Consider the following 12,849-nt stretch of genomic DNA (forward strand, 5'->3'; position numbering starts at 1 on the left):
ATTGCGTGTTTGTCGTTGTCACACCCGCAATAAGGCGACGTGATTGTACTATTAAAACAGTGATGCTTGGGCGAAAGCAACCGTCGGGCCGGTCGTCATCTTGATACTGCCGGCTGTACGTCTGTACAGAATTTCGCGACCCCGTGGTCGCGAATCTCGTGACACAGTTACAGCCGGCTGTATGACCGTCACGTCTTTGGTAGTGGCCCAGACAGTAGCGTGCAATGGGAACGGGCGACAGTTCGGCGTCGGTACTGCGAGTGCGTCACCTGATCGCACAGCACCTCGCGATCGCGGTGGTCGTCTGCCTGGTGCTGGCCGGGGCCGGTGGGTTCGTCGCCTACGCCGAGTACAGCGCGCCCGACACGACGACCGAGCAACGCGTCACCGCCTCGTGGACGACCGACAGCTCGTTCGCCCACCAGGCCACCGTCGAGCGCTCGACACGGGCCTTCGAGGCGGGCACGGTCCTCCGGAACCGATCGGCGTACCTGTTTCGCGTGACGCCGACGCTGACCGGAGAGTACCGGTTCCGACACGAGGGCGCTCCCGGGGCGGCGACCGTCGCGACGGACGTACAGCTGGTCAAGCGCTCGGTCGGCGGGACCGGCGACGACCGCACCGAGTTCTGGCGCGTCACCGACTCGCTGGCCTCGGCGGAGACGACGATCGCACCCGGCGAGAGCGCACGCACGAGCTTTCGGGTGAACGTCTCCCGGCAGCGCAACGAGACCAGGCAGATCGAGCGCGAACTCGGTGGGACGCCGGGGCGCATCGAGCTGTTCGTCCTCGTCACCACGAACGTGACGACGACCGTGGACGGAGAGCGACTCGAACGGAGCCGGACCGAGCGACTGACGATCCGACCGGCCACCGCCACGTACGCAGTCACATCGAACACGACGGGTGCGCGAGACGAGCCGATCAGCACGGAGACCGTCTCCGTCCCCGTCGAGAAGAACAGCGCCCGGATCTACGGCGGCGTGGCGTTCGCAGTGCTTTCGCTGCTCGCCGCGGCGGGACTGGTCGTCGCCGACCGCCGCGATCGGCTGTCGGTCCCACCCGAGACGGTCGCAGCGATACGGACCGAACGGACGCGCGACCGCTTCGACGAGTGGATCTCGGTCGGGCGCGTCCCCGAACCGGCCGACGACGACCGCGTCGTCACCGTCGACTCGCTGACGGACTTAGTCGACGTGGCGATCGACAGCGATCGCCGCGTGATCGAGGACGGCGACGACGGCCGGTTCGTGGTACTCGTCGACCGGGTGCGGTACTGCTACGAGCCCCGAGCCCCGACTGCCGGCTCGACGGAGTCGGTGAGTGACGGCTCCAACGGGGCGACCGACTCCGTCGGCGAAGATGGCCCGGACCCGGCGAGAGACGACGACAGCTGAGCCGACGCGCTGTCTCCGGCGCTCACACCTGTGCTATCTTCCAGAACTGGTTTTTGACGCTCGGATTCGATCCCTTCCAGGGCCACTGGATCGCCGCCAGGCCTGTTTCGGTCTCACCGCCCTCGATGTCGATGACGTACCCGCTCCCCTCGTTTTCGATCCGATACTGGTCTGGTGCGTTCGGTATCGGCACGACGTTCCAGCGCTGGTAGTCCGTTCCGTCCGGAGATTCGAGTACCAGTGGTGACCCGCTGCTGTCGCGGTTCTCCGGCGTGATGACGCCGTCACGCCAATAGTGCTCTATCGTGTACGCACAGCCGTCTCCGGTCGGTGTAAAGTACCACGAAGTGGGGAAACCCAATTGCTCGACTCTGTTATCATTCCACCAGTCGTATCCCAAATATCGACGATCAGAATGCATCGGTGAGAGTTGATACGATCCTTTACTGAGCGGTAGCGTCGTCACCCGTCGCGTCAGATCGATCTCCGCTCCCTGCCCCGTCGCGCTAATTCGCACCTCGTCGGCGGTGCCATCGTCCGGGGCGAACTCCACGTCGACGGTGTTGTCGGGTCCCGGCGGCAGCGGGAACTGGACCCGCTTGCGCCGTCGTTCCGTTCGCGGATGCAGCACGTCGATAGCGTCGGTCTCGATCTCGACGACGAACTGGTTCTGGCCGTTGTTCGTGAGCGAGAGCCCGCCGCCACAGCCCGATGTGCCCTCGATACCGAGCAACGCGTCGGAGTCGGAAACGACATCGACGGAGGTCTGTCGATTCGCCGTCGACTTCGCCAGCCCGAGCGTCTGTCCCGCGAGGAGAGCGCCACCGCTCCCCATGAGGGCCAGCGCACCGCGACGCGTGAGCGTTCGCCTGTCCACCACCGGTCACCACCGACCTATACGGTTGGTAACACGAAGTTGCCGAGGCGGACACATTAACCTTGTTCTCCGCTCACCGGCCGATATCGCCCCGTGCTGTTGGCTGTCACTTCGTGAAGGGATCACCACCCGGAGGTGGCGAAATCGGTCACTCGATGTTGACGACAAGCACCGGCACGTCGACGCCCTTCAAGACGCGTTCGGTGACGCTGCCGAGCGTGGCGACCCGATCACGACCCGTCTGGCCGTGGGTCCCCATCGTGACCACGTCGACGTCGTTGTTCGTCGCGTACTTCTGAATCGTCTTGTGCGGAATCCCCTCCTCCATCGCGGTCTCGACCGTCACCCCGGCGTCCTCGGCGGTGACTGTCACGTCGTCGATCGCGACCTCGCCCTGTTCGCGCAGCGCCTCGATCACGTCGTCCTGGGTCTCCTTGTCGGCCGCGAGGAAGCGCCGACGGTCGACCACGTACAGGACGTGCAGCGTCGCGTCGTGGTTCCGGGCCAGCGTGAGCGCGTGGCCAACGGTCTCTTCGGTGCCCTTGCTTCCGTCGGTCGGCAGCAAAATGTCGTCGTACGTCTCCATCGTTCCCCCGTTCGTCGGCCTCCCCAATATGTGTGGTCCCGTCGTGGCGACGACACTGACACCTGACTGGATCAAGTGGGGAGCGACTCAGCCACTCCGTCTCAATACACTTATCCCACCGTGTCGTTTTGTGCCGTCCATGAGCACGGTCACGGTCACGCTACCGGATGGCTCCCCTCTCGAACTTGAGGTCGGGGCCACCGTCGAGGACGCCGCCTACGAGATCGGCCCGGGTCTCGGCTCGGACACGGTTGCCGGCGTCGTCGACGGTGAGCTCGTCGACAAACACACCCCGCTGCCCGACGATGCAGACCTCGAGATCGTCACAGACGGGGCCGACGAGTACGTCGACGTGCTTCGCCACTCGGCGGCACACGTCTTCGCACAGGCGCTCCAGCGACTGTACCCGGAGGCAGAGCTGACACTGGGACCGTGGACCGACGACGGCTTCTACTACGACGTGACCGGCGTCGACCTCGACGAGGACGACCTCGAAGACATCGAGGAAGAGGCCCACGAGATCATCGCTGAGGACCTCGACATCGAACGCGTCATGCTCGACCGCGAGGCGGCGCTCGATCGCTACGAGGACAACGAGTACAAGCAGGAGATCCTGGCGACGGAGGCGGCCGGCGAGGACCCCGTCTCGTTCTACGAACAGGGCGAGTTTTACGACCTCTGTCAGGGCCCCCACGTCGAGTCGACCGGCGAGATCGGCGGCTTCGCGCTGCTGGAGATGTCGGCCTCCTACTGGCGCGGCGAGGAAGACAACGACACCCTCACGCGGGTGTACGGCACCGCGTTCCCGACCGAGGAGGAGCTCGACGAGTACCTGGAGCGCCGCCAGAAGGCCAAGGAACGCGACCACCGCAAGATCGGCCAGGAGATGGACCTGTTCTCCATCGACGAGACGACGGGTCCGGGACTCCCGCTGTACGAACCCAACGGGAAGACGGTCCTCAACGAACTCTCCGAGTACGTCGCCGATCTGAACCGCGAGGCCGGCTACGACGAGGTCGAGACGCCCCACGTCTTCCGCACCGAGCTGTGGAAGAAGTCGGGCCACTACGACAACTACGTCGACGACATGTTCCTGCTGGACGTCAACGACGAGGAGTACGGCCTCAAGCCGATGAACTGTCCGGGCCACGCGACGATCTTCGACCAGAAGTCCTGGTCCTATCGCGACCTGCCGATCCGCTACTTCGAGGACGGCAAGGTCTACCGCAAGGAACAGCGCGGCGAGCTATCTGGGCTCTCGCGGACGTGGTCGTTCACGATCGACGACGGCCACCTGTTCGTCCGGCCCGACCAGATCGAGGCGGAGGTCCTGTCGATCATGGACATCATCCTCGACATCCTGGACACGTTCTCGCTCGACTACACCGTCCAGTTCGCCACCCGCCCCGAGAAGTCCACCGGAAGCGACGAGATCTGGGAGAAGGCAGAGTCCCAGCTCGAAGCGGTGTTAGAGCAAGAGGGCATCGACTACGTCGTCGAAGAGGGCGACGGCGCGTTCTACGGCCCGAAGATCGACTTCGCCTTCGAGGACGCGCTTGGTCGCCACTGGGACGGCCCGACCGTCCAGCTGGACTTCAACATGCCCGACCGGTTCGATCTGACCTACACGGGCGAGGACAACGAAGACCACCGCCCGGTGATGATCCACCGCGCGCTCTATGGCAGCTACGAGCGGTTCTTCATGGTGCTCATCGAGCACTACAACGGGAAGTTCCCGCCGTGGCTCGCGCCCGAGCAGGTCCGCATCCTCCCGGTCAGCGACGACAACATCGACTACTGCGAGGAGATCGCGGCGGAGCTCGACGACTTCCGCGTCGAGATCGAGGACCGCTCGTGGACGGTCGGCAAGAAGATCCAGGTCGCCCACGACGACAAGGTGCCCTACATGATGGTCATCGGCGACGACGAGGAGGCAGCCGGGACCATCTCCGTCCGGGACCGCAAGGAGCGCGAGGAGAAAGACCTCGAACTGGCCGACTTCGAGCAGCACCTCGAACGCGAGGTCGAGCAGAAGCGCACCGCCGTCACGTACCTCGTGTAGTCACGCGTCTTCGCTTTCGTCGCCCCCGGAGTGGACGGTGTCTCTGAGGACGAGCGGGCCGATCGACAGCGTCCGCTTCGCGACGGTGACGATCCGCAGGACGTAGGCCAGCAGGACGACGAACGGGACCAGCGCGACCGTCGTCGCCGCGCTGACCAGCCAGACGACGCTGTCGACGCCGAGGACGGATCCCTGCACGACGGCCGTCTGTCCGCCGTAGAGGATCATACCGGCCGAGACGATCAGCGCCGGGACGGCGGCGTACGCGATCGCCCGCGAGAGCTCGATCAGCTCCCACTGGAAGTACAGCGTCTTGATGTGCTCGCGGGCCGGCCCGAAGAGGGACAGCGTCTCGACGAGGTCGTCGAGCGTCTCGCCAGCGTCGTCGCCGGTCGCGTCGGCCGCCCTCAGCCGGCGTGCCTCGTAGATCTTGCTCGCGTAGTTGAAGTTCAGTGCGGCGAACACGACCTCGAAGGTACCGAACTGAGAGCCATCGAGGTCGTCCCCGACGGCGTCGGCGTCCGCGAGGAGGTCGTCGGCGAACGACCGCAGTTGCTCGTCGCCGCTTTCGTCGGCCGCCGTCTGTAGTGTCGCAGCCTGCCGACCGACCGCCGCGACGAGCGACCGGAGAAAGCTCGCCGGATCCGGGGGCGTCACGTCGCTGTCGACGACCGATTCGACCGACCGCCGGAACGACATGGCACCGTCCATCCGTTCCTGTTGGTCCCCCAGCGCCCCGAGTTCCTGTGACAGCACCAGCTGAGAGAGCGTCACGACGAGCGTGACGCCGGTGATGATCGCCGTCAACAGTCCCTGGAACAGCGTCTCGACGGGATCCGAGCTGCCCATGGCCGCCCGCAGGTCGGTCCCGACGACCTGACTCAGTCCCACGAGCGCGACGAAGACCGACAGGAGCGCGAGCGCCGCCACCACGCGCCGATCCGCGCCGAGCAGCAGCCAGAGTTTCCATCGGCTCTCTTCGGCGCGCTCTCGCATCGTCCCGGCACCGATGTCACTGTCGGCGGCTGGCATAGCTGCCCGTTCGAAGGCCACGTCCTTATAGAAACGATCGGGGCGACGGACGGCGTGGCTCCGGCCGGTGGCGCTCGGTAGTGAGTCCTACGACTGTTCGTCTTCTTTGAGGTCTTCGAGCTCGCTCTCGACTTCGCTGTCGGAGACTTCGGGCGTCTCCACGTCTCCCTCGCCGTTGCCGCCCGCCAGCTCGGCTTCGAGGTCGTCGGTCGTGACCTCGGCGTCTGCGCTCTCGTCGGTCGTCTCGTCGGCGTCGCCTTTCCCCATCTCGGCTTTCAGCGTGTCGAGCTCGGCGTCGACCTCGCCTTTCGACTGGATCTCTTCGAGTTCGCGGTCGAGCTGGTCCTTGTCGCTGAGCGCGTCCTCGAAGACCCCTTCGTCTTGCAGTTCGTCCATCGCCTGGGACCGGGCCTCCATCTTCTCGGTGCGTTCCTCCGCGCGCTCGATCGCACGGCCCACGTCTTTCATCTCGTCGCCGGCTCCCGTCATCGCCTCGTTGACTCGCTTGGAGGCCTCGGCGGCCTCGTAGCGTGCCTTCATCGTCTCTTTCTTGGTCTTGAACTGCTCGATGCGCTGCTGGAGCTGGTCTTTCTGTTCGACGAGCCCCTCCTGCTGGCTCTGGAGCTGCTGGATCTGGCTGTCGAGCTCCTCGATCTGGCTCATCTTCTGTTTTTTCTTTTCGAGGGCCTTCCGGGCCAGATCCTCGCGATCCTGCTCGATCGCTTGCCGGGCCTGCTCGTTGTGGTTCTCGACGTTCTCTTCGAGTCTGCGTTTCTGGATCTCCAGGCGCTTTTTCTGGGTCGTCAGGTCGGCGATCCCTTCCTTCACGTCCTGGAGTTCGTCCCGCAGTTGCTCGTAGGAGTAGTCGAGGGTCTCGCTCGGGTCCTCGGCGCTGTTGAGGACGGCGTTCAGCTTCGACCGAATGACGTACGATGCGCGCGAGAGGATTCCCATACCCCGTGTTCGGGGGGCGCGCCTTAAAATTCTTACATCCGTCTGCCCAGAGGGACAATGTGGAACGTATTCCGATTCCAGGTGGGCGTGACGTGCGGGCCGTCCTCGACGGCTCTGGTGCGGACCGCGCCGTCGTCGCGTGCCCGCCCCATCCCGAGATGGGCGGCTCTCGTAGCGACCGGCGCTTGCGGGCGGTCAGCGACGCGCTCGGGGATCGTGGCGTCGCCTGCCTCCGCTTCGACTACGGCCCGTGGGACGAGGGCCGCGGCGAGCGCCGTGACTGTCTCGCGGCGCTGGAGTGGGCCCGCGAGCGGTTCGACTCGGTCGCGCTCTTTGGCTACAGTTTCGGCGCTGGCGTCGCGTTGCTCGCGGCGGCCGAAGCCGACCCACAGCCCGCCGCCGTCTCGGTGCTCGCGCCGCCGGCACGACTGGACGACGGCACGGAGACGCCGCCGGCCGTCGGCGACATCGACTGCCCGCTCCAAGTGTGCTACGGCGAGCGCGACGACACCGTCGACTGGCGGCCGGTCGTCGCCGCTGCCCGCGACCGCGGAGCGACTATCGAATCGCTGCCGGCCGACCACCACTTCGTGGGACAGGGCGAGCGTGTTAGTGTGTGTATCACGTCATTTAACGAAATACATCTATGAATGGCAGATGTCATCTGGAAACATCCACTACGTGGGTGACTATGACAAGCGCTGTGATTGAACCTGCGGCAAGTGTTAGGAATCCACTCTCAGAAGCGGGGATCTGGTCAGCAAGGAGTGTAAGTTGAATGGATATCAACATCCACGTAATGTGCCTTATACCATTATTTTTCATATATTAATATTATTCTTATATTTTATATATCTTCGTATTACATCATCGATGTCTTCAGCCATATTATACCTTGGACATTTAGTCCGATATCTATAGTATATTTTTGGGTTTTTAAATGGGATATGGGGCTTGTATTACTGCCGCCTCGGCATTGTCTAGTTCTGGACCTCTTCATGCTACCGGCTATACATCCGTCACAAAGCTATAGCCGGCAGTATAATTCTACCTGCCGTATTCCCTTGATAACCCGTTCCATGAGAGGAAGTTCCCGAAACGGTTTTCAACACAGGTAGCGGACCGTCGGTATGCCGACGGAACCTGAGACTGACTACGACCCGGAACTGGGTCGGAAGTTCATTTTCGTAACGGGAGGCGTGATGTCCGGGCTGGGCAAGGGGATCACCGCCGCGAGTACCGGCCGACTACTGAAAAACGCGGGCTTCGACGTGACCGCCGTCAAGATCGATCCGTACCTCAACGTCGACGCCGGGACGATGAACCCGTTCCAGCACGGCGAGGTGTACGTGCTGAAAGACGGCGGGGAGGTCGACCTCGACTTGGGGAACTACGAGCGGTTCCTCGACATCGACATGACCTTCGACCACAACATCACGACCGGCAAGACCTACCAGCACGTCATCGAGAAAGAGCGGGCCGGCGACTACCTGGGCAAGACGGTCCAGATCATCCCGCACATCACCGACGACATCAAGCGTCGCATCCGCGAGGCCGCCAAGGGCAACGACGTGTGTATCATCGAGGTTGGCGGGACAGTCGGGGACATCGAGGGGATGCCCTACCTCGAAGCGCTGCGCCAGTTCGCCCACGAGGAAGACGACGACGACATTCTCTTTACCCACGTCACGCTCGTCCCCTACTCGATGAACGGCGAGCAAAAGACCAAGCCGACCCAGCACTCGGTGAAGGAACTGCGCTCGATCGGGCTCCAGCCCGACATCCTCGTCGGCCGCTCGGAGGACAAACTCGACATCGACACCCGCGAGAAGATCGCGCTGTTCTGTGACGTACCGACCGAGGCGGTGTTCTCTAACCCCGACGTCTCTGACATCTACCACGTCCCGCTGATGGTCGAAGAGGCCGGACTCGACCAGTACGTGATGGAGCAACTCGACATCGCGGACGAGGCGCTCCCACCCGAGCAACGGGAGAACCGCTGGCGCGAACTCGTGACCCAGCAGACGACCGGCGAGATCGACGTGGCGCTGGTCGGCAAGTACGACCTCGAAGACGCCTACATGTCCGTCCACGAGGCGCTGAAACACGCCGGTCTCGAAGCCAACGTCGACGTGAACGTCGAGTGGGTCGACTCCGAGGAGATGAGCGACCACCACGTCGACCGGCTCCACGACGCCGACGCGGTCGTGGTTCCCGGCGGTTTCGGCTCTCGCGGGACCGCGGGCAAGGTCGAGGCGATCCGCTACGCCCGCGAGAACGACGTGCCGTTCCTGGGCCTGTGTCTGGGCTTCCAGATGGCCGTCGTCGAGTTCGCCCGCAACGTCCTCGGACTGGAGGGAGCACACTCCGCAGAGTTAGACGAGGAGACGCCACATCCGGTCATCGACATCCTCCCCGAACAGTACGAGGTCGAGGACATGGGCGGGACGATGCGACTGGGTGCCCACGAGACCGATATCGAGCCGGGGACGCTGGCCAACGAGCTGTACGGAGCCGAGAGCTGTACCGAACGCCACCGTCACCGCTACGAGGTCAACCCCGAGTACATCGAGCGCATCGAGTCCGAAGGGATGACCTTCTCGGGGCACGCGGACAACCGTATGGAGATCCTCGAACTGCCCGACCACCCGTACTTCATCGGGACACAGTTCCATCCCGAGTTCCGCTCGCGACCGACGCGTGCCAGCCCGCCGTTCGTCGGCCTCCTCGAAGCAGTGCTCGACGACGACACCGCGGCCGCCGATCCGGAGGTGAGCCACTGATGGTCGACGTCGAGTCGTTCATCGACGAGAAGGTCGACGAGATCGCAGACGCCGTCGGGGACGAGAACGCCGTCATCGCGCTGTCCGGTGGCGTCGACTCCTCGACGGCCGCCGCGCTGGCCTACGAGGCTATCGGCGACCAGCTTACCCCGGTCTACGTCGACACGGGGCTGATGCGCAAGGGCGAGACCGACGAGATCCGCGAGACCTTCGACTACATGGACTCGCTGCGGATCGTCGACGCTACGGACCGCTTCCTCGACGCCCTCGAAGGCGAGACCGATCCCGAGGAGAAGCGCCACATCATCGGCGAGCAGTTCATCAGGGAGTTCGAGACCGTCGCCAAAGACGTCGATGCGGACTACCTCGTTCAGGGGACGATCTACCCCGACCGGATCGAGAGCGAGGGGACGATCAAGTCCCACCACAACGTCGGCGGCCTCCCCGAGGTCGTCGACTTCGAGGGGATCGTCGAGCCGATGCGGGACCTCTACAAGGACGAGGTTCGCGAGGTCGCACGCGCACTCGACCTGGAGGAGATCATCTCCGAGCGGATGCCCTTCCCCGGCCCCGGCCTCGCAGTGCGGATCATCGGCGAGGTCACCGAGGAGAAACTGGAAGTCGCTCGCGAGGCCAACCACGTCGTCGAGGACGAACTCGAAGAGTACGAGCCCTGGCAGGCACTCGCTGCCGTCATCGGCAAGGCCACCGGTGTCAAGGGCGACAACCGCGTCCACGGCTGGGTCGTCGCGGTCCGCTCGGTCGAATCGCGCGACGGCATGACCGCCCGCGCACAGGAGATCGACTGGGAGACCCTCCAGCGCATCCAGTCCCGGATCACGGGCTCCCACGAGAACGTCGCTCGCGTCGTCTACGACGTGACTCACAAACCGCCCGCGACCATCGAGTACGAATGAACGTCGTCATCGCCGGCCCGGACGAGAACGACATCGCCGACGCGATCGAAGCCGAGGGCCACACGGTCACGAACGCGCCGCTGGGTAATCGTCCGGGACTCGAAGAGTCGGGCGTCCACGACGCCGACGTGTACCTGCTGACCGATTTCGAACAGGCGACCTCCATCGCGGTCGCGAAGGACCTCAACCCCGACGTGCGCGTCGTCGCCTACGCCGAGGGATCCTTGCCCGACTTCGCCAGCCGGCAGACGGATCTGGTCGTCGATCCGCAACTGCTCGGCCCCGACGCCGTCGCCGAAGAACTCTAGTGCCCCCGCATCGCCTCCATGGCGATCGCGGCCGCCGCCGCTCGGTCCGGTGCGCTATCGAGCACCAGTGAGCGACCGTTGAACAGTTCTCGCACCTGCCACTCCTGTCCGTCACCCGGGGCACGCACGAGCGTCGGGACGACCTCGACACGTCGCCCCGAGTCGTCGTGTTCGTACACCACCGGCGTCGCCGACGAGTACTTGCGGTCCCGATGGGTGGCACGGACTCTGTGCCACCCGTCTGGCGGAGTCGTGTGAACGGCCATCGCGTCTTCTCGTCAGCACTCTATGGTAAAAAGCAGCACACCAATACTGTTGGGTGAACGACAAAAATCGCCCGCGGTACGAAACGGAATTTTTCGGACCTGTACGCCGGGACTGCAGATTTTCGACGAACGAGTGCTACTCACCGATCGAGAATGTCCCGTAGACAGTTTCGTCGTCTGGCGTGTTGTGGATCACTCGCAACTCCGTGATCTCGTTCTCTTCGACCGTTATCGAGGCACGATACGTCGCGTGACCTTCGCAGTCGACGCAGTGGGCACCGCTGTCCACTCGGCGGAAATCCAGTTTGAGGAGCGAGCTCCCATCGGCCGATGGGTAGAAGGCCTCGTCCTGAACGACGTAGCACCCGGACGGCACCTCGGCGTGGCCCACTAGCTCTATCGCTGTTCGGTCGCCCGAGATGTCTACTGTCATCTCTGTGCGCCCGCAGCTAGTTTCCTGAATCTCCACTGTCGATCGTATCTCTGGGGGATCGGAGTTCCCGAGTATTGCACAGCCAGCCAGCGAGGGGAGGGCGACGACGGCGGACGATTTGATCAGGGTTCTTCTATCCATAATCGTCTGCTTCACGCAGAGGACGATCCAATGACAGAAAAAGCTTTGAGATAAAACGTCTTCTAAGATCCTTCTATCACGTTAGTTCGTGATTCTCCCTACCGCTCGACGATCGCGCCACCGGCACCGACCGCGATGTCCACGTCGCCCCGGACCACGGCCTTCAGGTTCGCGCCGGTCGGGGTCTGTTCGGCCGCCCAGCCGGCATCGGCGTCGCGGTCGAAGACCGCACCGCCACCGCCGACGGTGAGGCCCTCGCCGTTCTCGACTTCCACGTCGCGGAGGCCGGCGTCGCCGTTGTCGGTGCGACGCCACTCGCTGCCGTTCCAGCGGTAGATCGAACCGCCACCGCCCGCGACCCACACGTCGTCGAAGCCGTCGGCGTCGACGCCGTAGAAGTTGTAGTCGGCGTTCGCGATTCCCAGCCGGTCCCACGTCGTGCCGTCTCTCGTGTACAGGACCGTCTGGTTGCCGTCGACGATGTGGCCGGATCGGTCGTCGAAGAAGTCGACGGCGTTGATCGCCGAGCCGGAGGCCGGCGTCACGTCCTCCCAGCTGCCGGTCTCGCCGTTCTCGAAGCTGTAGTACAGCTTTCCGGAGTCACCGGCCACGTAGACGTTCGTGCTGCCGGCCTCGCCCGTCACCGACACGTCGTTGAAGTTGTTGGTCACGTCCATCGGTGCCGAGTGGTCGTTCAGGACGCCCGACTCGATATCGAGCTCGCCGATCGCGCCCGACGAGCCGACGAACCAGAGCCGCTTGCCGTCGTCGGTCACGTCCGCGCCGTAGAGGTTGTTGCCGTTGCCGCTCGGACCGCCGTCGAGCACCTTGCGCCAGCCCTTCGGCGTCCGTTCGAGGACGACGCCAGCGCCACCGACGGCGTACGCGCCGTCGGCTGTCGACTCCACGTCGAAGAGCGTGTTGCCCGTCGGTGATTCGACGGCCGTCCACGTGCGTTCGGCGGCCTGTACGCCCGTCGGGACCGCAGCGGCGGCGACCGCCGCTGTGGCTGACTTGAGGACCGTTCGTCGGGTGGCAGTGTCGTCGAACATCGCATCTGGGTGGTGGGCTGGTTGCCACTTAGTAGCGGGAA

The 12,849-nt window shown here is 64.2% G+C and carries 13 protein-coding genes; 6 read left to right on the top strand and 7 right to left on the bottom strand.

Going from position 1 to position 12,849, the window contains the following annotated elements; all coding sequences use genetic code 11:
• Positions 1-224 precede the first annotated feature (224 nt).
• Positions 225-1,397 carry a DUF5305 domain-containing protein gene (locus HMUK_RS06610; RefSeq protein WP_015762353.1) on the top strand — a complete coding sequence of 391 codons (1,173 nt, stop codon included), beginning with the start codon at positions 225-227 and terminating at the stop codon, positions 1,395-1,397.
• A gap of 22 nt (positions 1,398-1,419) precedes the next feature.
• Here the strand turns inward: HMUK_RS06610 and HMUK_RS06615 are convergent, their stop codons facing one another.
• Together HMUK_RS06615 and HMUK_RS06620 are read right to left on the bottom strand one after the other, a co-directional pair.
• Positions 1,420-2,274 (bottom strand): RICIN domain-containing protein, encoded by an 855-nt coding sequence (locus HMUK_RS06615; RefSeq protein ID WP_223270936.1) that lies wholly within the window; start codon positions 2,272-2,274, stop codon positions 1,420-1,422.
• Positions 2,275-2,422: 148 nt separating this feature from the next.
• Positions 2,423-2,860, bottom strand: coding sequence for a universal stress protein (locus HMUK_RS06620; RefSeq protein WP_015762355.1), 438 nt, complete (start codon positions 2,858-2,860; stop codon positions 2,423-2,425).
• Positions 2,861-2,999: 139 nt separating this feature from the next.
• On the opposite strand from HMUK_RS06620, the gene thrS reads away from it, so the two are divergent.
• Positions 3,000-4,922 carry a threonine--tRNA ligase gene (thrS, locus tag HMUK_RS06625; RefSeq protein WP_015762356.1) on the top strand — a complete coding sequence of 641 codons (1,923 nt, stop codon included), beginning with the start codon at positions 3,000-3,002 and terminating at the stop codon, positions 4,920-4,922.
• Here thrS and HMUK_RS06630 read toward each other — a convergent pair whose 3' ends face one another.
• On the bottom strand, positions 4,923-5,954 hold the full coding sequence (locus HMUK_RS06630) for a hypothetical protein (protein WP_015762357.1): 1,032 nt from the start codon (positions 5,952-5,954) through the stop codon (positions 4,923-4,925).
• Between the two features lie 87 nt (positions 5,955-6,041).
• Positions 6,042-6,908: a PspA/IM30 family protein gene (locus HMUK_RS06635; protein ID WP_015762358.1), complete on the bottom strand. Its 867-nt coding sequence runs from the start codon at positions 6,906-6,908 to the stop codon at positions 6,042-6,044.
• Between the two features lie 59 nt (positions 6,909-6,967).
• Between HMUK_RS06635 and HMUK_RS06640 the strand changes: the two genes are divergently transcribed.
• The 4 genes from HMUK_RS06640 to HMUK_RS06655 all read left to right on the top strand — a co-directional run bounded on the left by HMUK_RS06640 (position 6,968) and on the right by HMUK_RS06655 (position 10,916).
• Entirely contained in the window at positions 6,968-7,558 is a 591-nt protein-coding gene (locus HMUK_RS06640) for an alpha/beta hydrolase (RefSeq protein WP_049940760.1), read from the top strand.
• A gap of 480 nt (positions 7,559-8,038) precedes the next feature.
• Entirely contained in the window at positions 8,039-9,691 is a 1,653-nt protein-coding gene (gene pyrG / locus HMUK_RS06645; RefSeq protein ID WP_015762360.1) for a glutamine hydrolyzing CTP synthase, read from the top strand.
• The gene (gene guaA / locus HMUK_RS06650) at positions 9,691-10,608 is read left to right on the top strand and encodes a glutamine-hydrolyzing GMP synthase (RefSeq protein WP_015762361.1); all 918 of its coding nucleotides are present in this window, start codon (positions 9,691-9,693) and stop codon (positions 10,606-10,608) included. Before pyrG ends, guaA begins: the two co-directional genes overlap by 1 nt.
• The gene (locus HMUK_RS06655) at positions 10,605-10,916 is read left to right on the top strand and encodes a DUF7126 family protein (RefSeq protein WP_015762362.1); all 312 of its coding nucleotides are present in this window, start codon (positions 10,605-10,607) and stop codon (positions 10,914-10,916) included. Before guaA ends, HMUK_RS06655 begins: the two co-directional genes overlap by 4 nt.
• On the opposite strand, the gene HMUK_RS06660 is transcribed toward HMUK_RS06655, so the two are convergent.
• From HMUK_RS06660 to HMUK_RS06670, 3 genes are all read right to left on the bottom strand, one after another.
• Positions 10,913-11,182 (bottom strand): hypothetical protein, encoded by a 270-nt coding sequence (locus HMUK_RS06660; RefSeq protein ID WP_015762363.1) that lies wholly within the window; start codon positions 11,180-11,182, stop codon positions 10,913-10,915. The two genes, HMUK_RS06655 and HMUK_RS06660, sit on opposite strands and share 4 nt — an antisense overlap.
• A gap of 136 nt (positions 11,183-11,318) precedes the next feature.
• The gene (locus HMUK_RS06665) at positions 11,319-11,771 is read right to left on the bottom strand and encodes a hypothetical protein (RefSeq protein ID WP_049940761.1); all 453 of its coding nucleotides are present in this window, start codon (positions 11,769-11,771) and stop codon (positions 11,319-11,321) included.
• 83 nt (positions 11,772-11,854) lie between these two features.
• On the bottom strand, positions 11,855-12,808 hold the full coding sequence (locus HMUK_RS06670) for a WD40/YVTN/BNR-like repeat-containing protein (protein ID WP_015762365.1): 954 nt from the start codon (positions 12,806-12,808) through the stop codon (positions 11,855-11,857).
• Between the last annotated feature and the right edge of the window lie 41 nt (positions 12,809-12,849).

The sequence above is a fragment of the Halomicrobium mukohataei DSM 12286 genome (genome assembly GCF_000023965.1).
Taxonomy (GTDB): Archaea; Halobacteriota; Halobacteria; order Halobacteriales; family Haloarculaceae; genus Halomicrobium; species Halomicrobium mukohataei.